Source organism: Streptococcus sp. 27098_8_99, assembly GCF_041431935.1.
GTDB classification, from domain to species: Bacteria; Bacillota; Bacilli; order Lactobacillales; family Streptococcaceae; genus Streptococcus; species Streptococcus parasanguinis_D.
The window spans coordinates 96757-118888 of the sequence record NZ_JAPVYQ010000001.1 but is presented as its reverse complement, the minus strand read 5'-3'; the positions used below and the strand labels follow the sequence as shown (position 1 = coordinate 118888).

Below are 22132 nucleotides of genomic sequence, written 5' to 3'. Positions count from 1 at the left end.
TGTACATAAATAATTTTTTATAAAGGAGTAGACCGATGATTTTTGATAAAGAAGATTACAAAGCTTATGATGCAGACCTATGGAATGCGATCGCTAAAGAGGAAGAGCGTCAACAAAACAATATTGAGTTGATTGCTTCTGAAAATGTTGTCTCTAAGGCAGTGATGGCTGCTCAAGGGTCTATTCTGACAAATAAATATGCCGAAGGCTATCCTGGTCGTCGTTACTATGGCGGGACAGATGTGGTTGATGTGGTCGAAAGTCTCGCGATCGAACGGGCTAAAGAAATCTTTGGGGCTAAATTTGCTAACGTTCAACCGCATTCAGGAAGTCAGGCAAACTGTGCTGCCTATATGGCCTTGATTGAGCCTGGTGATACCGTCATGGGGATGGATCTAGCTGCCGGTGGGCATTTGACGCACGGAGCTTCTGTGAGCTTCTCTGGTCAAACCTATAACTTTGTGTCCTATAGTGTAGATCCTGAAACAGAGCTCTTGGATTTTGATGCCATCCTAAAACAAGCCCAAGAAGTGAAGCCAAAACTCATCGTTGCTGGTGCCTCAGCCTACTCTCATATCATTGATTTCTCAAAATTCCGTGAGATTGCAGATGCAGTAGGAGCCAAACTCATGGTTGACATGGCCCATATTGCTGGTCTCGTGGCAGCAGGTCTTCATCCAAGTCCGGTTCCTTATGCCCATATCACGACTACGACCACTCACAAGACCCTTCGTGGACCTCGTGGAGGTCTGATCTTGACCAATGATGAGGAATTAGCTAAGAAAATAAACTCTGCTATTTTCCCTGGTATTCAAGGAGGACCGTTGGAGCATGTCATTGCAGCCAAAGCTGTCGCATTCAAAGAAGCACTAGATCCTGCCTTTAAAGAGTATGCAGCTAACGTGATTAAGAACAGTCAGGCCATGGCTGATGTCTTCTTGCAAGATCCAGATTTCCGCGTTATTTCAGGCGGAACAGAGAACCACCTTTTCCTTGTCGACGTCACTAAAGTCGTTGAAAATGGGAAAGTGGCGCAAAACTTGTTGGATGAAGTTAATATCACTCTCAACAAGAACTCTATTCCTTATGAAACCTTGTCTCCATTTAAGACCAGTGGGATTCGGATAGGTGCAGCAGCCATCACCGCTCGTGGTTTTGGTGAAAAAGAAAGTCGCACCGTTGCTGAACTCATGATCAAAGCGCTGAAGAATGCGGATAATCAAGAAGTATTAGACGAAGTGCGTAGCCAAGTCAAAGCCTTGACAGACGCCTTTCCACTTTACGAGGACTAAACCATCTTATGGATATTTACGTAAAAAAAGCCATCATTCATCAATTTAGCCCAGACGATACCGATCTCTATTTGGCAGATAAATTGCTCAATATCACGCCTAAAATCGAGGAATACTTGCGTAAGAAGATTGAACGGGTTTATTCTGATGAAGCAAGGACCGGTATTTTCGAAGAGGACAATCCTTTTCTTGAGATGATCTCAGATGACCTACTTGAAACTTCGGTCGCAGTAGCGAATCGCTGGAAGGAAGAATTTGTCGTCTCTGAGAATCAAAAGACCAACGATTTGGTGTTCATTCAATTCTCAAAAGAAGGGGTGGACCATTTTGCCTTTCTTCGGATCGCCTTACGGGAAACCCTGACGCATCTTGGTGGTGAAGTGGATAATCCGATTAAGCTGACGCAAAATAATCTACCTGGTTTTGGGACTGGTGCTGATGAGGCCTTGGTCATCAATCTTCAAAGTCGCAAATACCACTTGATTGAAAAACGGATCAAGTACAACGGGACTTTCTTGAACTATTTTTCTGAGAATCTGTTGCAGGCGCAACCCAAGATCTCTCCTAAAAAATCGATCAAGGCACTAGAAAAAACAGCCCAGAAGATTGCGGAAAGCTTTAACACTGATGATTTTCAATTTCAATCAAAGGTTAAATCAGCTATTTTTAATCATATTGAGGAAGAAAATAAACTCTCTCCTGAGAAATTAGCGGATGACCTCTTCGATGATAATCTGACAGCTCGCCTCAGTTTTATTGACCAAGTTAAAGAAGCTGTACCAGAGCCTGTCACCTTTGAAGAGATTGATGCAAGTCGCCAGTTGAAGAAGTTCGAAAATCAGAAATTGTCATTGTCAAATGGAATTGAACTGATCGTTCCGAATAATGTCTATGAAGATGCAGAATCTGTTGAATTTATTCTAAACGAGAACGGCACCTATTCTATTCTGATCAAAAATATTGAGGATATACAGAGTAAATAATGATTAAACGTATAGTGAAGATCTTCTTATTCATCTTACTAATATTTGGAATCTACAAGGGAATTCAGATCCACCATGATGTCAAACAAGTCATGCAGTACCGCTCCCTGGTTAGAGAAGTCCTTGCTGAGGAGGACACCACAGCCAATGAAAACCTCATTCTTGCTATGATCTATACTGAGACCAAAGGCAGAGAAGACGATGTCATGCAGGCGAGTGAGAGTGCAAGTGGTGAGACCAATACTATTAGTGATAATAAGGCCAGTATTCGCCAAGGAATTCAAACTCTTTCAGATGAGTTAAAAGAAGCCAAGAAAAAAGGCGTTGATAGCTGGACTGCGGTTCAAGCCTATAATTTTGGGAAAGACTACATCGATTACGTCGCAAAACACGGTGGAACAAATTCCTTAGAGTTGGCCCGCGCTTATTCGCGGGATGTGGTAGCGCCAAGTCTTGGCAATGTAACTGGTGAAACTTATCTTTACCTCCACCCTATCTCTCTTTTAAACGGGATGGAACTCTACATTAATGGTGGCAATATTTATTATTCCCGTTTGGTAGAAACCAATATGACGATTATGAAGTTATTTTCATGGTTTTAATCATTTTTCAGAGAGCCGATTGGCTCTTTTTTTTAGCTGATCAGTTCTGCCTCTGATTTTGAGGGATAATAAAAATGTCATGCATTCTTAAAAGAACTGTAAGCTAGTTTTAAGAAATCAACTGTATAATGAAAATCGAAGTGGGTAAACTCTTTATTTACTTCTTTTTTCATCTCTAGTGAGGTGAGAAAGGTTATAAGAGATGCCCAGAGTTGATTTGAGTTAGAAAGAAGAAAAAGATGAAATTAAAGAAGATTGCATTGTTTGTAACGACGACTTTGGCCTTGTTTACCGCTATCCCGCGAGTTTCCGCAGATAGCAATGTGCAGAAAGTCATTGATGAAACCTATGTCAAGCCAGACTATGTTTTGGGCTATTCGCTGGACCAAAGTCAAATCGAACAAACATTGAGTCTCTTGAACTACGATAGTTCAAAAGATAAAGAAGAGTGGAAAACGATGACACCAGAGGTTTATTCTTCGATTATGAACGTTGCCAACGATGATAGTTTGGAACTTTATTCCTCTGTTAAAATTCAAAAATTAGGTAAAAATAAGCCACTAGAAGTGAATATCGTGACGCCTCAAAACATCACCAAGGTCACTGCAGATATGTATCGTAATGCAGCCGTTACACTTGGATTGGAGCATGCTCAAATTACAGTAGCTTCCCCTATCCAAGTGACCGGAGAAAGTGCCTTAGCTGGGATCTATTACTCGCTTGAGAAAAATGGTGCCAAGGTTTCTCAAGAAAGCAAGGATCTAGCCCAAGAAGAGTTAAAGACTCTATCAGGTATCAATGAAGAGAACGCGGGAAAGAAAAACTTCGATGCGGATAAATTGAACGTGGCATTGACCGACATTAAAACGGCAGTAGCCAATGCCAAACAGAACAATCAGGATTTAAGCAAGGATGATATTCGAAAGATCGTCGAAGAAACCCTGAAAAATTATAAGCTGGATACAACTGTGACAGGTGATCAGATTAATTTGATCGTGAATTTCGCAGTCAACCTCTCAAAGAGTAGTGTTATCAGTAGCAAAAGCTTTACTAAAACCTTGTCGGACTTGAAAGATAGTATCGTAGACAAGGCAGGCGATACCTTTAATAATATCAATCTCAATTTTGATACAAATGCTATTCTAAAAGACAGTGGAAACTTCTTCACAAATGCGTGGAATGCCATTGCTGGCTTCTTCGGAGCCATCTGGAATGCCATTGTCAAATTCTTTAGTGGTTTAGTTGGCTAAAAATAGCACGAAAGCACTGCAGACAATAAGTCAGAGTGCTTTTTTGTGTGTTTAGTGATTCTTATATTTTATAAGACATTTTTAGGGTTGCTAAATTCTAATTTTAAGCTAGTGAAAAAAAGGGCTCTTTGTCAACTGTAGTGGGTTGATGAAAAGTTACAACCTGGAGAGGACCAACTTGGTTCTCTCCTTTTTAATGTTCAAAGCAATGAGGATTCTAGTTTTAAAGTTTTCAAAGTTCCGGAAGCCAAAAGCATTGCGCTTGATGACCTTAATGAGGTTATTAGTGGCCTCTAGTTTTGCATTTGAGTATGGCAGTTCCAGTGCGTTCATGATCTTGTCCTTATCTTTCAAAAAGTTCTTAAAAACAGTTTGAAAAATAGGATTTACACAAGAAATTGCTTCTTCAATAAGATCAAAGAAATGGTTAGCTTGTTTCTCTTGAAAATGAAAGAGTAATAGTTGATAGAGGTCGTAGTGCTGTCTAAGTTCTTGAGAGTATGAAAGCAGCTTTTCGAGAATCTCTTTATTGGTCAAGTGTGATCGAAAAGTTGGGCGATAAAAACGTTTATCGCTGAGTTTACGGCTATCTTGTTGAATGAGTTTCCAGTAACGTTTCAGTACCTTATATTCGTGCGATTTCCGACTAAACTGATTCATGATTTGGATGCGAAGACAGTTCATAGCTCGACTGAGATGCTGGACAATGTGAAAACGATCCAGAACGATTTTAGTGTTTGGGAGTGAAACAGTCTGGGGGACTGTTTCAGCCTGAGCCTTGAAATTCGAAAGCGAAGTTTTCTGGCAATATCATAGTAGGGGCTAAACATGTCCATGGTAATGATTTTCACATGGCTTCTCACCTGTCTAGAATAGCGAAGGAAATGATTGCGAATAGTTACTTGAGTCCGCCCATCCAGAATAGCTACGATCTTTCTGGAATCAAAATCCTGTGCAATGAAGCTCATCTTACCCTTCTTGAAGCTGTATTCATCCCAAGACATGTGAGTTGGAAGGAAAGATAAATCTGTCTTGAATTTGAATTCTTTCAATTTACGAATGACTGTCGAAGTAGAGACAGATAGACTTTCTGCGATAGTCGTCATAGGGACTTTCTCGATTAATTTTTGAGTAATTTTCTGGTTGACGATCGTTGAGATTTGGTGATTCTTTTTGACTAAGGAGGTCTCTGATACAGCCATTTTCCCACAGACTTTACAACGAAAACGACGTTTTCTCAATCGAATGAGAGTCTTGTATCCTGCACATTCGAGGTAGGGAATTTTAGATTCTTTTTGAAAGTCATATTTAGCCATTTGTCCTTGACAGTTGTGACATTTAGGGGCAGGATAATCGAGCTTAGCGATGACTTCTTTATGCGTTCCAGCATCAAGATAATCCAAGATTTTGATGTTCTTGTCTTTAATTCCGAGTAAGTTTGTGATAAAATTTAATTGTTCCATAAGATTCTTTCTAATGATGGTTTGGTCACTTTTCATTATAGGTCTTATGGGACTTTTTTTCTACAACAAAATAGGCTCCATAATTCCTATGGTAGTTTTACCCACTACAGAAATTATAGAGCCTAATAACTTTACTCTGTCTTTTATTTTACTTTATAATGAAAAACTAGTGAGATTTACCTCAAAAATATCATTAATTAATGATATAATAATTACTATATGATTATAAGTATGAAGGATATAAATAAGGTAAAGCGACTAAAGTATCAATTTACTTTATTTGGATGATTGTATGAAAAAAGAGTCAAATAAAGTTCAAGATCAGATCCCTATTAGTGAAAATGGACTCAAAATGACAATTGGTAATTTTGCTAGACTATCAATTCCAATAATGGCTTTAGGTGATCTTGCACGAATAGAAGCTGGCTTAGCAGCTACTCAATTATCAACTGTTAAAGCAGTTAGACATGTAATATTAAATTCTCCAACGTTAAAATATATTGAGGCAGTAAAAAACGGTGAAATAGAAGATATTACAAAAGTATATGCTGAAATACATGCAAAACAGATTGATTTCTTCAAAACGGTACAAGAGGCTGCCAATAATATTGTCGCAAACTTTGAAAAGTCATATCTTGATATGCTTTCAAAATTAAGCGAAACTATTAAATTACATCAGCCTTATTATTCAGAAGAAGAGTTTGAAAAGATTAATGAAAACATATTATTTTTTGCAAGCGAAGGTTGGGTAATTTATTTTCAGAATAAGGATTTACTGTATGACTTAATTCCAGATAATTTAGAAAGCCTAGAAAAAGAATGGTATGAACAGTTAGAAGATTATCTTGAAAATGTAGAAAAAGTATCTGACATAGAAAATTCAAACTGGTATTCACAACCGTTAATAAAATCATTACTTGCTTCGTACCAAAGTGAAAATTATTATTCAGCATATACGCTAGCAACAATTGCTATTGATGGGGCTATCAACAGATTTAATGAGAGGACAACTGCTCAAACATTCGAAAGCAATAAAAGAGGCAATATTAAAGTTGGAAGTAGTGCAGTGAAAGATTTAGATCAAAAGTTTCAAGATGCTCTTATTAGCAAAAGTCTTTATGATACAGGGTTAATGAATTGGTTAGAGAACTTTTTTAAATTTACACCCTGTTTTAAATCTAATAGTGTCAATAGACACATGATTAGTCACGGTCGTTGGGAGAGTGAAATTTCAAAGAAGGAATTTCTTAAATTATTCAACGTATTGTTATATATTAATGAATATTTTGATTTTTGGTACATGGAACTTTCAGAATTAATCGTTTAACACTTTTAAGAAGAAAATTTAGATAAATGATAAAAACATTTAGCTCAGTTGAAAACGATATGAGAATAAGGTTATTTACTGCTTTAGTATTTAATACTATTCAAAAATGCATTCCTCGATAATAATAATTTAATAAATTATTATTATTATTTTATATCCAATGGTATGCGTAATGATTTCCAACCAAGCTTTTAAATAATAAAGGAGTAGTAATGAAACTAATTTATAGAACAAAAATTCATAGACCTAATAAATACGAACGCTTTCACAATGAATATTATCAAAAAGGAGATATCGTTGAAAAATATACCATTTCTAGCACACGAGTACCAGGTCGTCTAGAAAAAGATGAAACTAGAAGAAATGATTGTAAATATTTGAGCGCGTCTTGGCATATCCAAGATCCTAATATGCCACAATGGCTGAAACAATATATAGTCAATACATCAGAAACTCATATTGAAGACATGATAGATAAATTACAGTCAGATGGATATCGTGTGCATACATGTGATGATAAGCCTTTACTTATCTTTAAAGACAAGATTGTTAAAGTTTTTATTGATCAGGCATGGATAGATATTATACCTTTGATAAAATTATATTATAATAGGAAAAAAGTCTCAGACAAATTACTCGAGCAGTTTGAAAAAGATTGGCTTGATCTTAATGTCTCTTATCAACAACTGTTAGATAAGCAAGAGGAAGTGAACTTACTCAAAAAAAACGAGGAATACGATAAATTTTATCAAAAATTTTATGAATCCTACAGCTCAGAAAACGCAGCTGGTGAATTAAATAGATTTTTGTTAGATCTGATTTCTACTACAAAGGGTACTGAGAAGGAATATTTTGTACAATTACTGGAGAAGGTTCAAAATCAAGATTTCACGCCTGGACTTTATGCTAATACCTTAGCAACTATATTTACTCGAAAAAGACCCAAGATTCACTAAAATAGTGTATCTCTATTTTAGGTATATATACTATCGTCACTCCTAAATGATTGTTTCTTATACAAATTGGTAAACTAAACAATAAGTCTTACATTTGTTATTTGCTTTTAGCTGGCAGTTAATAAGGATTTTATTAGTAATTTGCTAAACAAATAATAAGATTTTTCTTTTTAAATTTTTTTCTTAACAACAATTGAGTGGACAAGAAACGTCCACTCTTTTTTGTAGACTTAAATTATCAATAAAAAGAGGTGAAATTAATTGCATTATTATCAAGTCGAGTTTAAGAATCCTGATGATTTCTTAAAAACTCAATCAGAAGATTTTATCAAGACTAATCGTTTATTACTATTAAAAGAGGATGAAGATTATTACCTTATTTCTCAAGAAAATTACAATGATCAAGAAATTATGGGGAAAATAAAGGATTTTTTTGATTATGAGTTTACATTAAATAAAGTTAAAACTTTAACAGAAAGTGATTTTATAAAGAAACTTGAAACAAGTGATAGAAGAGAGCTAGTGAAATTCTTACTAAGTGCAAGTAAAGAGACACTGTCTCATCAGCTAAAGCCTCATTTGGAGAAGTTGGAAGAATTGAAAAATATTTGTGGTCTCATCGATTTTAAGAATGTCGTTCAAGAGCTAATTACATATCTTTCATTTCAAGAAAAAATAAATAATAAAGAACAACAGCAACACTTTTATATTTTTAATGGTGAGAGGGGAACTGGCCGTAAGTTTGCTATCAAATTTCTTATGTCTCTTTTTGAAATGAATGCAATATTTGTAAATTGTAATAATTTTTCTATTCCTAAGATAAGCGAAAAAGATGTCCCAATATTAGTTGATTATCTTTCAGTAAGGCCAAAAACAAAATCAGATATTTACGATACAATTAGACAAAAGAAGGGGCATTCAATTAACATCATTATTACGAGAACTATCCAAGAGGCAGAATCTATAAAAAAAGAGTTGCTTGAAGATTTTGGTAAAGTATCAATTGTGAATTTTCCGCAATATGATGAAGCAGAGCTTAAAGAAATCGGCCTTCAAATGTTAAATCAAAAAGGTATTCAGTTGAGTAATGAAGACTATGAACAATTAATAGCTGAAAATAAAGTACTAAAGGATGCTAAAGAAGTTCGTCTTTTTGTTCAAGAGCTTGTTGAATTTGCAGTACAAAATGATTATGATCCTTCAGATAAAAACGAATTAAGTCTGGATGGATTTATTCCCCAAAATGAGTCTTCAGTTGAAGACGAAGAAAATGCGGAGAAAAAGTTGAGTGAATTAATCGGTTTAGAAGAAGTGAAAGTAGTTTTAAATCAGCAGTTAGCATATAATCAAGTTTCCGCATTGCGTCAGGCTCATGGGTTTAGTAATGAAATACTAAATCGTCATCTCGTTTTTTCCGGAAATCCTGGAACTGGTAAAACTATAGTGGCTAGGCTTTATACAAAAATTTTATACAATAACAAGATAATTCAAGAGAATAAGTTAGTGGAAGTAGGTCGTGCGGACCTTGTTGGTGAATATGTCGGACAGACTGCTCCAAAAGTAAAAAGAGCTTTTGATGAAGCAAAAGGGGGAGTACTCTTTATAGATGAGGCCTATAGCCTTATTCCGAGTAGTGAGAGAGATTTTGGACATGAAGCTATTTCAGCGATTATACAAGAAATGGAAAATCGTCGGGATGAGGTATTGGTTATTTTTGCTGGGTATGAAGAATTGATGGCCAAATTCATTGAAACTAATCCAGGGCTATCCTCTAGAATTTCCAGAGAAATAAAATTTTTAGATTATACAATTGATCAACTAATTGCTATTTTGGAATTAATGATAAATAAGAGATATTATCAATTAACCGATGATTGTAAGACAGTACTACATCAGCATTTTTCAGAAGTTGTCAATTCTAGAAACTTTGGAAATGCTAGATACGTCCGAAAATTAGTAGATGAGATTGTCTTCAGTCAAGCGCAACGAGTGATTAAAGGTGATAAGAATCAGTTAGAAGATGATACCTTTTTAAATCAAATTACTTTGACAGATATCAATAAGGCCATTGTAGCTATTGAAGCAAAATCATCAAAATTAATGTCGTTGATAGGATTCGGAAGGTAGAAGGAACCTATAATAGACTTTAAAAGAAGAAATAGGTAGTAGTATCGGTAGAAGATTTGAACTAGTAAATTGATTGAATCTAAGCTATTGGAAATGTTATAATATTGTTAAAGGATTTAGAATTATATGAACGACCAAGAACGCTTATTAACTATATTTTTACGATTACAGTCTGGTGCGCATTTATCTAAAACTCAGCTTGCAGATGAATTTGGTGTTAGTGAAAAGACTATACAACGAGATTTTTCTCTCCTGTCTGGTTTCTTAGATACACAACCGATGGTTGCAGCAGAGCTTGCCTACGATACAAGGCATCATACTAGGTATTTAAAAGGGAAATCTTTATTTAATAAAAAGGATATTCTTATAATTTCAAAGATTTTGCTAGAAAATCGTTCTTTGAATAAGGAAGAAAACAAGTCCTTACTTGATAGTTTATTGGCACTTATTTCAAAAGATGAGCAAAAAGAAGTTTCTAGTATTATTGCAAGTGAGTTGCTAAATTATGCACCATTATCAGACACACAAAATCGTATTGATAAGGTTTGGGAATGGTCTGAATTGATTCGTAAGGAGCTGGTCTTAGACATTGATTATCAATCTCCTTATAATACTAAAAAGAGACATACAATTTTTCCAGTTTCTCTTTACTATGATACTCATTATTTTTATATAGTAGCCTATAATTTGCTATTTAATTCTTATATGACTTTAAAATTAGATAGAATACTTAGTTGGACAGAATCTAAAAAAGAAAAACCTTCTCTTTCATATGGAAGAAAATTTCGTGATGGAGAAATTCGTAATAAACGTGTAGATCCATTCATAGGAAAAGAGTTAAACATCAGAGTCCTATTCACGAATGACCCAGCAATTGTTGTTGATCAATTCCCAACAGCAAAAATTATTGAAAAAACATCAAATGGGAATATTATTGAATTTGTGAGTCAAGATACACCAGGGTTGAAGAGGTGGTTGTTGAGCCAAGCGGAATCTCTAAGGGTATTGTCTCCTCAATCGTTAATTGATGATGTGAAGACTCTTATTAACAAAATGCAAGCAAATTATATTGACTAAACTTAGAAAAATATCTTTAATTTGAAATTTTGTTAACTTTTTTATAATAATAAAGGTTTTAGTGTTTAAAAGCAAAAATAAATGAAATAGGTGATTAAAAATGGGAATTTCAGAAAAGAAAATTGAAGATTTAAGAGGTCTTAAGTTTAACGTTCCATCATATCAAAGAGGCTATCGGTGGACTGAGTATGAGGTTACAACTTTATTAGATGATTTTTATAATCATAACACTGATTATAAATATTGTCTACAACCATTAATCGTAAAAAAAGTCGCTGATGACACTTACGATGTTGTTGATGGCCAGCAAAGACTGACTAGTATTTATATATTTCTTAAATTTATGTCTGCTGAATTCAACAATGGCCGTAGAAGGACTAATCAATATGATTTTTTTGATTTAGAGTACGAAACCCGAAAACAGAGTGGAAACTATTTAAAGAATTTAAATTTTGATACTTATGAAGAAATCGAAAATATTGACATTGATGCTAGTCATATCAGTAAAGCCTTTGAAGCAATAGATAAATGGGTTAATCGCGAAGAAATAAACTCAATTAATGCTTTGAATGATATCTATAAGGTTCTTACAGAAAATGTGTTTTTTATTTGGTATGAGATTGATGAAACAGAAGAGCCTATAAAGATTTTTACAAAAGTTAATATAGGGAAAATACCGTTAACAAATGCTGAACTTATTAAAGCTTTGATACTCGACAAAAATAATTATAAAATTGGAGAAGAGAGCGATAGAATACATCGATCTATTGCATGGAATCAAATAGAACATAGACTTCAACAGGATTCTTTTTGGCAGTTTTTGACCAATAATGAAGTTTATGATACAAAAATAGATTTTCTTTTCAATTTACTTATACATGGGAATTCTGAAGAGTACAAAGTCGACAAATACTCCACCTTTTATTCATTATATGAAGAATATAAGGGAGCAGAAAATAAATCAGAGTTTATATCAGATTTCTGGTCAAAAGTCCAAAGACAATTTGAAGAATTAAATAATTGGTATTTAGATTTAAATAAATATCATTTAATTGGTTATCTGCTTTCTTTAGATGGTAAAAATCTAGATAAAGTATTTAAGGCGACAAGAGACAAGAAAAAATCAGAAGCTTTCTATGAGTTAAAAAAATTAGCATTTGATACTATTCCTGAAATTGATTCGCTAGATGAATTAGTATACGGAGATAAAAGAATTAAAAATGTATTACTACTGTTTAACTTAGTAACTTTGATAAATAAAAGTGAGAAACAGTATCGTTTTCCGTTTGATATTTATAAAACTCAAAAGTGGGATATTGAGCATATTCATGCTACAGCTGATGAAACGGCAGAATCTGATGATGGTTTAGGGAATCTAACTTTACTAGACGCTAAAACAAATCGCTCATATCGAGATAGTCCATTTGAACAAAAAAGGAAAATTATTATAGATGTGGATGCTAAAGGTCGTTTTGTTCCAGTTTGTACTAGAAATATATTTTTGAAAGTATATAGTGATGAAATTGAAAATTTTGAGGTTTGGTCAGACAATGATAAAACTGATTACATTAAGGCAATGAAGCTTGAATTTAATAAATTCTTTGGCAATGACGGGGAGAAAATATGAGTATGGTTGATGATAAATATGACTTAAAGTCTCTTTTAGAAATTTATCGCATTGTAATTCCACTAATTCAGCGCGATTATGCGCAAGGTAGGAAAGATTTAAGAACTACCGAGGTCAGAAAACAATTATTAATTGATATAAATTCTGCTTTAATTAACAGTGAAGTGCCGACTTTAGACCTTAATTTTATTTATGGAAAATCGCATAATGGGAATTTTATACCACTAGATGGTCAGCAGCGACTTACAACTTTGTTTTTAGTATACCTTTTTGCCTTTAGAGATAGTGATACTTGTGATTTTCTTAGCAATTTTTCCTATGAAACAAGAGATTCGTCCAAGCAATTTTTCACTAGTTTATTTGAATACAGAAAATTAATTTTTCAACTCGAAGAGAAACCGTCTGAAATAATAAAAGATGCGGCATGGTTTGCAGATTCGTGGATATTAGATCCTACTATTCAAGGTGCACTAGTAACCTTAGATGGGATAACTGATTTTTTTGATTTTCAATACAACTATTCAGAGGTATTAACATCAGAAACAAATTATAGAGTTGCTTTCAATTTCCTCGATATCGAAGACTTAGGTTCAGAGGATGAACTATACATTAAATTGAACTCTAGAGGACGTCCTCTAACTGATTTTGAAAATTTTAAAGCAAGATTTATTTCAAGAGTACATGAGATAGACACTAAGTTAGCAAACGATATAGCACTTAAGCTTGATACAAAATGGACTGATACTATTTGGAGATTTGATAAAAATAGATTTGATATAAACTTTTTAAATTTATTTGAGATTGCACTGATTAATAACTTAGATTCACTAGATTATTCTCAACGTGAAAATTGGACAACTAATATTTTATTTGAAGATATTAAGTTAGAACATATAGAATTGATTGCAAGAGTACTTGACTTTTTAACGGAGAATGAGAACTCAAAGGTTTCACAAGTTTTGGAAGAAGCTATCATAAATAAGACTTTAAAAGATAGAGTCTATTTTCACTTCATTTCTTTGTATTTACTTCATTCTGGAAAAATATTAGATGATAAGTTTAAGAGTTGGTATCGTATTTTTAGAAACTTAACAGATAACTCTGAAATCGATTATCAACAACCTTACGAAAGAGCAATTCGAGGTATAAATGAGCAAATTGGCCATGTTTCAGACCTTATCTATTATTTGTCTCAAAATAACAGAATTACAGGTTTTAGTATAGAACAGGTTAACGAAGAGATAGATAAAGCGAAATTAATTTTAGAAGATCCATCCCAATCAGAAGTGATATTTAATGCGGAAAATCATGTTTATTTTGGTGGACAAATTAGAAGTAGCTTTTATTTTGAAGGTACTGATTCTACAGCTGTTAAATACTCGAAAATAAGTTCTTATTGGGATAAGATAAGTACTATGTTTGAAGATACGAAACCTAAAGAAGGTATATTGTTAAGAACGGCTTTGCTTTCTTTTGGAGACTATACATTAAATGTAGATAGCTATAAAACACTTTGCCAAGATGATCCTAATGAAAGTTCAAGTACACCAAGTTTAAAACGATTATTTTCTTCTAAAAATAAATATGTTAAAAAACTACTAGATTCGATTGATGTAAATAAACCATTAGAGTTTGAGTATAAGAGGATAATAAATGAAAACATAAATAGTATAGATGAGCAAGATTGGCGATATATTTTTATTTCGTACTACCAGGTAATGTTCAATAAAATGAACCGTTCACAGTATAGATTAAAAGCCCCTAACTGGTTAGGTAGACCAGATGAAATGCTTCTAATTCCTAATAAAAATTCTAGAGCAAGAAACTTTGATATTCATTTATTAGCATTGAAAGAGAAACTAAAAGAATTTAAAATTGATTCATATTATACAAGTGAGCCTGGTATAGGCACTAGAGATAGGGTTCTTCATATTAAAAAACTTTATGAAGTTAGATTTTACGGTGATCATTATGAATTTAAAAAATATGAGGATGAAACATATTCAAAGTGGACCAAATCTCCAGCATCTTTTATAAAATTAGCTGAATACTTTAGAAATAAATTGAACGATAAGTAATTGTGATGTATTTTGATAAAAAATATTCAAAATTTACTATCTATCTAATAGGTAGTAACGATTATATCTTTTTGTTATATGAGCTGAGCATAAGTGTACTAGCATTGAGGAGAAAAACACATAAAAAAGAATATTTGTATGAGGAACTTCAAAAGCAAGACTTGACGCCTGAGCTTTATGCTGATATCTTGGCAGCTATCCATACTCGAGAAAAGTTTTATACTCACTAGATTTTTGGCTCTCTATTTTAAGTGTATATACTTTAATCACTCCTAAATAATATTTGCGTTTGCATCATTAAAATAAAAAGCGCCCCACCAGAAAAATTCTGGTGGGGCTTTTGGTGGGGAACCAATCAATTTTGATTGATTTTTAACTTTTTATAATAAGTTAAAATGCTGTTAAATCAAGGATTCTAAGCCTAAGTTACTATTATATTTTATTCCCACTCTACAGTTGCAGGTGGTTTGCTTGTGATATCGTAGACGATGCGGTTGACGTGGTCAACTTCGTTTACGATACGGACTGAGATTTTTTGGAGGACTTCCCATGGAATCTTCGCAAAGTCAGCTGTCATTCCATCGATAGAAGTGATCGCACGGATGGCAATAGTGTAGTCGTAGGTACGGCCATCACCCATAACCCCAACAGAACGAACGCCTGTGTTGACAGTGAAGTATTGCCAGATATCGCGGTCAAGACCAGCTTTGGCGATTTCTTCACGGAGGATAGCGTCTGATTCACGAACGGTTTCGAGTTTTTCTTCAGTGATTTCTCCCATAACACGGATGGCAAGACCTGGGCCTGGGAATGGTTGGCGCCATACGATGTGGTCTGGCATACCAAGCTCAGTACCAAGCGCACGAACTTCATCTTTATAAAGAGTGTTGAGTGGCTCGATCAGTTCAAACTGCATATCTTCTGGAAGTCCACCAACGTTGTGGTGAGACTTGATGGTTTGAGCAGTATCCGTACCAGACTCGATCACGTCAGTGTAGAGAGTTCCTTGTGCCAAGAATTTCACATCTTTGAGCTTACTTGCTTCGTCATCAAAGACATAAACAAACTCGTTACCAATGATCTTCCGTTTTTTCTCAGGATCAGATACTCCAGCTAACTTATCAAGGAAACGTTTTGCAGCATCTGCTTTGACAATGTTCAAACCAAACTTGCCACCAAGCATCTCCATCACTTGATCGGCTTCTCCTTTACGAAGAAGACCGTGGTCTACAAAGATACAGATCAATTGATCGCCGATGGCTTTTTGAAGGAGAACCCCAACAACGGAAGAGTCAACACCACCTGAAAGACCAAGAAGGACACGTTTGTCTCCGACGGTTTCACGGATTTTTTTGATCTGCATATCAATGAAGTTGTCCATGGTCCAGTCACCTTTAGCCCCACAGATGTTCAAGGCAAAGTTACGCAAGATATCATAACCGTGAACAGAGTGACGAACCTCAGGGTGGAATTGGATTCCGTAGATTTTCTTGCCTGGATTTTCAATCGATGCAAATGGACAGTCGGCAGAAGAACCAGTTCGGATAAAGTCAGCCGGAATTTCTGTAACAGCATCCCCATGGCTCATCAAGACCAATTGTTTGTCTGGTGTGCCAGCAAAAAGAGCAGAAGATTCTGTCAAAGTCAATTCAGATTGACCATATTCGCGGTTACCAGCATCACCTGCTGGAACGACCTTCCCGCCCAATTTATGGGTCAGCAATTGCATCCCGTAACAGATTCCAAGGATTGGAATACCGAGTTCAAAAATTTCAGGATCGATATCAAAAGAACCTTCCTCGTATACAGAGTTTGGTCCGCCTGAAAGAACGATCCCAACTGGATTGATTGCACGAACTTCATCAGCAGAAATCTTATGGCTCTTCAATTCTGAGAAGACTCCAATTTCACGAATCCGACGTGAAATAAGCTGATTGTATTGGCTACCGTAGTCAAGCACGATGATTCTTTCAACATCATGCAAATCAGTTGATAGGTTTGTCATCTTATCCCCTTCTTAAAGAAATTTACTTTCCTCTATTCTAACACAAAAGCCTTGTCTTTACCAATCTCTGATTGAAGAATTAGGAATTTTACGCTACAATAGAGATAACACAGAGAAAGAGCAAGGTTATGATTCCAGCTTACATTCAAATTCATGATCAGATTAAGTCTGAGATTGATCAAAAAATATGGAAAATCGGGGAGCGTCTTCCCAGCGAACGCGATCTAGCGGAGAAATTTCAGGTTAGTCGGATGACTCTTAGACAGGCCATCACCCTTCTGGTTGAAGAAGGAGTGCTTGAAAGACGGGTAGGAAGTGGCACCTTTATCACTAGCACGCGCGTCCAAGAAAAAATGCGGGGCACAACCAGTTTTACAGAAATTATGAAATCGCAAGGCAAGGAACCTTCTAGCCAAGTGATTTCTTACCGGAAAACCATTCCCAGCCTCCAAGAAGTGGATAAATTGGGCATTGATAAGACAGAGACCATCATTCGGATGGAACGGGTCCGGTATGCCGATGGGATCCCTGTTGTTTATGAAGTGGCCTCTATTCCAGAGAAATTTATTAAGAATTTCAATCGAGAAGAGGTTACCAGCCATTTCTTCCAAACCTTGGAGCGTCATGGCTATAAGATTGGAAAGTCGCACCAGACCATCTATGCGCGATTGGCCAAGGATAAGATTGCGGACTATTTACAGATTTCAAAAGGACAGGCTATTTTAGGTCTGACACAGGTTTCCTATTTTGAAGATGGGACGGCTTTTGAGTATGTAAAAAGTCAGTATGTCGGTGAGCGGTTCGAATTTTATTTGGAAAATAACTAAGCTCGCAATTCACAGTAATAAAAAAACTCTTCAAATGTTTGGGAGACTTTCTCTCTTTGGCATTTGGGAGCTTTTTTGGTTGAAGTCATTCTTTCTAAATAGTGATAGTACGGTCAAAAATAAAAGATTTAAAAAAATTTTATTTTTTCTTCAATTTTTGATTTTTTTTACGAATTAATAGATAGAAGCTAGTTTTAGATCTAAAAAAAGATATAAGGCAGGAAAAAATGAAAAAAATTAAAATCGATGTGGTAGCTGTTCCCTTGAGTGGGCATCTGTACCCAACTTTAAATCTCGTTAAACCCTTATTAGATGATCCTTCGATGGAGATCCGGGTTTTCACAGGACCTCAGAAAAAGGCCGTTACAGAAAGTCTTGGCTTCACTGTCGTTCCGATTCTAGAGGACAAAGTAGAAGAATTTGAACGTGCGGCTAATAACGATAAGAAACTCAATCTCTTTTCAGCTTATCGGCAATTGTCTAGGAGTCTTGATTTGATTAATCATGTATCGGATCAATTGTTAGAGGAGTGGCGCGTCAACCGTCCAGATATTGTCATTGCTGATTTTATTACTTTATCAGCTGGCTTTGTGGCAGAAGAGTTAGAAATTCCTTGGATCACCACTATGGCAACCCAATTTGCAATCGAAACTCCTTATGGTCCTCCTTGCTTCTTCGGAGGGATGGGAGTCGCGCGCACGAAGAAGGAAGAGAAGATCCAAGCACTATGCCGTAAAGTCACGCGCATTGGAAAATACTGTGGCGCTTTCCTCTTACGCAAACGCTTAAAACGTTACAATTTCAAGTTGTACAATCAAAATGGAGTGGAGACAATCTACTCTCCTTATGCCATCTTTGGAATTGGTATGATGGAGCTGGAGTTGAAAACACACTTCCCTCATCAATATGCGTGGCTTGGCCCTTTGGGGACTTCGCTTGAAAATGCAGAAGATTATCCTTTAGATCTCAGTCCTTACGAGGACAAGACGAAGGTACTCGTGACATGTGGAACCCAGTTACCTTGGGCAAAGGAGAACTTGCTTCAGCAAACTAAGCAGTTGGCCAAAGAGCATCCAGAATGTCACTTTTTCGTCACCTTAGGAGATGGAGCAAAGGAATTCTCTGAAGAAGAAGTAGCGCCAAATGTGACGGTCGTCTCATATCTACCCTACAAAGAATATATTCCGCAGATGGACTATGTCATTCACCATGGAGGAGCTGGAATCTTTTATCAGTGTATCGAATTTAAAAAACCAGCCTTGATCTTGCCACATGATTATGACCAATTTGACTATGCGATTCGAGGAGTAGAAGCAGGAATTGCTTTTCAAGCACATCGCAATCGCACCGAAGAGATTCAAGCAGGTTTTAAGGCCCTATTAGAAAAAGAATCTTGGGAAAAGTTAGAAAGACTAAACAAACTTTCAAAAACCTACAAGCCGTTGGATACCTTGGAGTTTGAGATTCAACGATTATTAAGACGTGGAACGGATGGGAAACTATGAAAATTCTTGTAACAGGTGCGACTGGCTTCCTTGGAAAATACGTGATCGAAGAGTTATTAGATCACGACTATTCCATTGTAGCTTTTGGCCGAAATGAAATGATTGGAAAGGCCCTGGAAAATGAGCGCGTCCAATTTGTGAAAGGGGATTTGAGCTCTATAGAGGAAGTAAGACAAGCATTTCAGTCTGTTGATGCTGTGGTTCATGCAGGAGCTTTATCCACTGCCTGGGGACCTTGGAAGGCCTTCTATCAGGCGAATGTAGTTGGCACTCAAAATGTCCTTGAATTGTGCCGTGAATATGCGGTAAAACGCTTGGTTTACGTATCTTCTCCCAGTATTTACGCAGCTGGAAAAAATCAATTAAACATCAAGGAAAGTGATGCTCCAACAGAAAATCACCTCAACAATTACATCCGAAGCAAATTGGCGTCTGAAAAACTTTTTTCTGACTATTCAGATGTGCCAAGTATCATCTTGCGCCCTAGAGGATTATTTGGTGTGGGGGATACCAGCATTTTACCTCGTGTCTTACGCCTCAGTCGAAAAATTGGAATTCCTTTGATTCGAGGAGGAGAGCAGCTCATGGATATGACCTGTGTGGAGAATGTTGCCCTAGCCATTCGCTTGGCTCTGGAAACTAAAGAAGCACACGGACAAGTATATAATATTACAAATGGGGAACCAAAGACCTTTAAGTATTTGACCGAAACAACATTAAAGGGATTGGGAGAACAGATTCGCTATCGGAAGATTCCAGCAGGTCTTGTAGCAGGTGCGGCCTATAGCCTTGAAGGAGTGTATCGATTATTCCATCTGAAAGCTGAACCTCCATTGACTCGCTATACCTATTATCTCCTTCGATATAGCCAAACCCTCGATATTCAAAAGGCTCAAATCGAACTTGGCTACTATCCAAAAATGACCATTGAAGAAGGGATTGACAATTATGTCCAACATGATCAAGCACATTGATTATTTTCCAGCAGGCTATTGTAGTAGTCATTCTGGTCTCTTATTTAAAGGGATTCCGAATAAAAAAATGCAATTTCCAGCAGGTGTCTTTTTGATTCAGCACCGTGAAAAAGGCTATATTTTGTACGATACCGGCTATCACTACGAGATTAAGAAAAAAGCTCGGTATTTCTGGTACCGTCTAGCCACCCCAATGCAGATGAAAAAAGAAGACCAGATCGATTATTTATTGCAAGAGCGGGGGATTGATCCGGCAGAAATTACTTATGTGATTCTTTCGCATTTGCACCCTGATCATCTCGGTGGAGCAGCACTTTTTCCAAATGCTCATTTCGTTGTTACCCAGGAAGTCTATGAGGTGTACCAAAAACCGAAATTTAAAGATCTGATTTTTAAAGAGTTTCTTCCAGCTGATTTCAAAGATCGGGTGACTTGTCTCAAAGCAGATCAAAGGCATCCGGCTTTCCCCTATCGCCCGACTGCGGATCTTTTTGGTGATGGGAGCATTCTCGTATCGTCTATCGATGGGCATGCGAGAGGGCAAGGCTGTCTTTATCTGGATGAGCTCAAGCTCTTTATTGGAGCAGATCTTTCTTGGGGAGTAGACCTCTTGCCTTTCACACGGAAAATGCGACTCATTCCTTCCTTGGTTCAGGATGATAAGAAGGCTTATTTAAAAGGAGCTGATTTGCTGGAAACACTCTTGCAAGATGGCATTCAAGTTGTGGTCAGCCACGACCCGCAAGATCGGATTGAAAGGATTTTAAATGAAAAAAACAGTCTTTCTGAAAACCTTTATTGAAACCAGATGGTGCCATCGATTCCGTTCAAAAGAGGCCTTGAAGCGATACCAAGATAAACAATTGGCACGCTACCATACTTTTATCACTTCTCAGTCTCCCTATTTCCAGACTCATTCTCCTGAATCCTTTGGGACCATGAATAAGCATTTCATGATGACGCATTTCAATGAACTCAATACTCTGGGAGTGGATCGAGATCAGGCTTTAGAGATGGCGATTCGCGGAGAACAAACGCGAGATTTTACCGAGATGAATGGAGAAGTAGCAGTAGGCTTGTCTTCTGGGACTTCCGGCCACCGAGGAGTTTTTGTCACCACAGAAAAAGAAAGAAGTATGTGGGCTGCAGCAATCTTAGCCAAGATGTTGCCAAAAGGAAACCTGGTTGGTCATCGCATTGCCTTTTTCTTACGAGCGGATAATGAACTCTATCAAACCATTAATTCAGGCCTTATCCGCTTGGAATATTTTGATATTTTCAAGGATAGCAAGGAACATTTAGATCGTCTCAAAGACTATCAACCAACCATTGTGGTCGCACCAGCTTCAACCTTGATTGAGTTAGCCAACTATGTCAGCAATCAGCAACTTCCTATCCAACCCGTCAAGGTTGTCTCTGTCGCAGAGATCCTAGGAGATCGAGATGCACAGATCATTGCCAAAGCCTTTCAACTAGACAAGGTTGATCAGGTCTACCAAGCGACAGAGGGATTTTTAGCTTGTACCTGTTCAGAAGGCAATCTACATCTCAACGAAGATATTTTGTATGTCGAAAAAGAGTATCTTGATGATAGCCGCTTTTATCCGATTATTACGGATTTCAAACGAACGAGTCAACCCATCTATCGCTACCGACTCAATGATATTCTGGTGGAAGAAAAGTCCCCTTGTCCTTGTGGCTCCATCTTTACTCGAATCGCAAAGATCGAAGGACGATCAGATGATATCTTCTATTTCAAAAAAGAAGATGGCAGTAGCCAGATGATCTATCCGGATTTTATTCGACGGTGCATTCTCTTTGTCGAAAATATTCAGGACTATCAAGTAACTCAGTTGGCAGATGGATCCATTACCATTGCCTTGAGTCACCGGACAGAGTCTATGGAGCAAGCGATCTTTACTCAATTTGAACTCTTAGCTCAGCAAAAACAATTCATTCTCCCAAGTATTCTATTTATCGATTACCAATGGGACTCAACACGTAAATTAAAACGTGTTCAACGACTTCAATAAAAGGAG

16 protein-coding genes and 2 pseudogenes are annotated in these 22132 nt (G+C 36.4%); 16 read left to right on the top strand and 2 right to left on the bottom strand.

Annotated elements, in window-relative coordinates:
- Positions 1-35 precede the first annotated feature (35 nt).
- The 4 genes from glyA (at position 36) to O3605_RS00495 (ending at position 4127) form a co-directional block, all read left to right on the top strand.
- Positions 36-1292 carry a serine hydroxymethyltransferase gene (gene glyA / locus O3605_RS00510; protein WP_021153188.1) on the top strand — a complete coding sequence of 419 codons (1257 nt, stop codon included), beginning with the start codon at positions 36-38 and terminating at the stop codon, positions 1290-1292.
- Positions 1293-1300: 8 nt separating this feature from the next.
- Positions 1301-2275, top strand: a complete 975-nt coding sequence (locus O3605_RS00505) for a nucleoid-associated protein (RefSeq protein ID WP_129299266.1) — start codon at positions 1301-1303, stop codon at positions 2273-2275.
- Complete coding sequence (locus tag O3605_RS00500; RefSeq protein ID WP_003007284.1) at positions 2275-2877, top strand: lysozyme family protein; 603 nt, start codon at positions 2275-2277, stop codon at positions 2875-2877. The genes O3605_RS00505 and O3605_RS00500 overlap by 1 nt, the downstream gene beginning before the upstream one ends.
- A 239-nt stretch (positions 2878-3116) precedes the next feature.
- Complete coding sequence (locus O3605_RS00495; RefSeq protein WP_003016663.1) at positions 3117-4127, top strand: DUF1002 domain-containing protein; 1011 nt, start codon at positions 3117-3119, stop codon at positions 4125-4127.
- Between the two features lie 156 nt (positions 4128-4283).
- Here the strand turns inward: O3605_RS00495 and O3605_RS00490 are convergent.
- A pseudogene (locus tag O3605_RS00490) lies at positions 4284-5590 on the bottom strand (transposase).
- Between the two features lie 292 nt (positions 5591-5882).
- Here O3605_RS00490 and O3605_RS00485 point away from each other — a divergent pair.
- The 7 genes and pseudogenes from O3605_RS00485 (at position 5883) to O3605_RS00460 (ending at position 14782) form a co-directional block, all read left to right on the top strand.
- On the top strand, positions 5883-6917 hold the full coding sequence (locus tag O3605_RS00485) for a hypothetical protein (protein WP_347089414.1): 1035 nt from the start codon (positions 5883-5885) through the stop codon (positions 6915-6917).
- 212 nt (positions 6918-7129) lie between these two features.
- Positions 7130-7873, top strand: coding sequence for a hypothetical protein (locus O3605_RS00480; RefSeq protein WP_371585044.1), 744 nt, complete (start codon positions 7130-7132; stop codon positions 7871-7873).
- Positions 7874-8134: 261 nt separating this feature from the next.
- A pseudogene (locus O3605_RS09960) lies at positions 8135-8230 on the top strand (DNA recombinase); the annotation flags it as partial.
- Between the two features lie 54 nt (positions 8231-8284).
- Positions 8285-10000, top strand: coding sequence for an AAA family ATPase (locus O3605_RS00475; RefSeq protein WP_524539366.1), 1716 nt, complete (start codon positions 8285-8287; stop codon positions 9998-10000).
- 126 nt (positions 10001-10126) lie between these two features.
- Positions 10127-11077: a helix-turn-helix transcriptional regulator gene (locus O3605_RS00470; RefSeq protein WP_371585042.1), complete on the top strand. Its 951-nt coding sequence runs from the start codon at positions 10127-10129 to the stop codon at positions 11075-11077.
- A gap of 100 nt (positions 11078-11177) precedes the next feature.
- On the top strand, positions 11178-12704 hold the full coding sequence (locus O3605_RS00465; protein ID WP_371585041.1) for a DUF262 domain-containing protein: 1527 nt from the start codon (positions 11178-11180) through the stop codon (positions 12702-12704).
- Positions 12701-14782, top strand: a complete 2082-nt coding sequence (locus tag O3605_RS00460; RefSeq protein ID WP_371585040.1) for a GmrSD restriction endonuclease domain-containing protein — start codon at positions 12701-12703, stop codon at positions 14780-14782. The genes O3605_RS00465 and O3605_RS00460 overlap by 4 nt, the downstream gene beginning before the upstream one ends.
- Before the next feature lie 439 nt (positions 14783-15221).
- On the opposite strand, the gene guaA is transcribed toward O3605_RS00460, so the two are convergent.
- Positions 15222-16787 carry a glutamine-hydrolyzing GMP synthase gene (gene guaA / locus O3605_RS00455; protein ID WP_070505565.1) on the bottom strand — a complete coding sequence of 522 codons (1566 nt, stop codon included), beginning with the start codon at positions 16785-16787 and terminating at the stop codon, positions 15222-15224.
- 128 nt (positions 16788-16915) lie between these two features.
- Here guaA and O3605_RS00450 point away from each other — a divergent pair, with 128 nt between their 5' ends.
- From O3605_RS00450 to O3605_RS00430, 5 genes are all read left to right on the top strand, one after another.
- Complete coding sequence (locus tag O3605_RS00450; RefSeq protein ID WP_003016564.1) at positions 16916-17614, top strand: GntR family transcriptional regulator; 699 nt, start codon at positions 16916-16918, stop codon at positions 17612-17614.
- A 227-nt stretch (positions 17615-17841) separates the two neighbouring features.
- The gene (locus O3605_RS00445) at positions 17842-19119 is read left to right on the top strand and encodes a glycosyltransferase (RefSeq protein WP_070505564.1); all 1278 of its coding nucleotides are present in this window, start codon (positions 17842-17844) and stop codon (positions 19117-19119) included.
- Positions 19116-20093, top strand: coding sequence for an NAD-dependent epimerase/dehydratase family protein (locus tag O3605_RS00440; protein WP_371585039.1), 978 nt, complete (start codon positions 19116-19118; stop codon positions 20091-20093). The genes O3605_RS00445 and O3605_RS00440 overlap by 4 nt, the downstream gene beginning before the upstream one ends.
- Positions 20068-20895, top strand: a complete 828-nt coding sequence (locus tag O3605_RS00435; protein WP_070505562.1) for an MBL fold metallo-hydrolase — start codon at positions 20068-20070, stop codon at positions 20893-20895. The genes O3605_RS00440 and O3605_RS00435 overlap by 26 nt, the downstream gene beginning before the upstream one ends.
- Entirely contained in the window at positions 20861-22126 is a 1266-nt protein-coding gene (locus O3605_RS00430) for a F390 synthetase-related protein (protein WP_070505561.1), read from the top strand. Before O3605_RS00435 ends, O3605_RS00430 begins: the two co-directional genes overlap by 35 nt.
- Positions 22127-22132 lie beyond the last annotated feature (6 nt).

What these genes read in the sequence shown, in the direction of transcription:
- glyA (WP_021153188.1), top strand. Translation starts at nt 36, where the DNA reads ATGATTTTTGATAAAGAAGATTACAAAGCTTATGATGCAGACCTATGG.
- O3605_RS00480 (WP_371585044.1), top strand. Translation starts at nt 7,130, where the DNA reads ATGAAACTAATTTATAGAACAAAAATTCATAGACCTAATAAATACGAA.
- O3605_RS00505 (WP_129299266.1), top strand. Translation starts at nt 1,301, where the DNA reads ATGGATATTTACGTAAAAAAAGCCATCATTCATCAATTTAGCCCAGAC.
- O3605_RS00435 (WP_070505562.1), top strand. Translation starts at nt 20,068, where the DNA reads ATGTCCAACATGATCAAGCACATTGATTATTTTCCAGCAGGCTATTGT.
- O3605_RS00450 (WP_003016564.1), top strand. Translation starts at nt 16,916, where the DNA reads ATGATTCCAGCTTACATTCAAATTCATGATCAGATTAAGTCTGAGATT.
- O3605_RS00475 (WP_524539366.1), top strand. Translation starts at nt 8,285, where the DNA reads ATGGGGAAAATAAAGGATTTTTTTGATTATGAGTTTACATTAAATAAA.
- O3605_RS00430 (WP_070505561.1), top strand. Translation starts at nt 20,861, where the DNA reads ATGAAAAAAACAGTCTTTCTGAAAACCTTTATTGAAACCAGATGGTGC.
- guaA (WP_070505565.1), bottom strand. Translation starts at nt 16,787, where the DNA reads ATGACAAACCTATCAACTGATTTGCATGATGTTGAAAGAATCATCGTG.
- O3605_RS00465 (WP_371585041.1), top strand. Translation starts at nt 11,178, where the DNA reads ATGGGAATTTCAGAAAAGAAAATTGAAGATTTAAGAGGTCTTAAGTTT.
- O3605_RS00470 (WP_371585042.1), top strand. Translation starts at nt 10,127, where the DNA reads ATGAACGACCAAGAACGCTTATTAACTATATTTTTACGATTACAGTCT.
- O3605_RS00440 (WP_371585039.1), top strand. Translation starts at nt 19,116, where the DNA reads ATGAAAATTCTTGTAACAGGTGCGACTGGCTTCCTTGGAAAATACGTG.
- O3605_RS00460 (WP_371585040.1), top strand. Translation starts at nt 12,701, where the DNA reads ATGAGTATGGTTGATGATAAATATGACTTAAAGTCTCTTTTAGAAATT.
- O3605_RS00500 (WP_003007284.1), top strand. Translation starts at nt 2,275, where the DNA reads ATGATTAAACGTATAGTGAAGATCTTCTTATTCATCTTACTAATATTT.
- O3605_RS00485 (WP_347089414.1), top strand. Translation starts at nt 5,883, where the DNA reads ATGAAAAAAGAGTCAAATAAAGTTCAAGATCAGATCCCTATTAGTGAA.
- O3605_RS00495 (WP_003016663.1), top strand. Translation starts at nt 3,117, where the DNA reads ATGAAATTAAAGAAGATTGCATTGTTTGTAACGACGACTTTGGCCTTG.
- O3605_RS00445 (WP_070505564.1), top strand. Translation starts at nt 17,842, where the DNA reads ATGAAAAAAATTAAAATCGATGTGGTAGCTGTTCCCTTGAGTGGGCAT.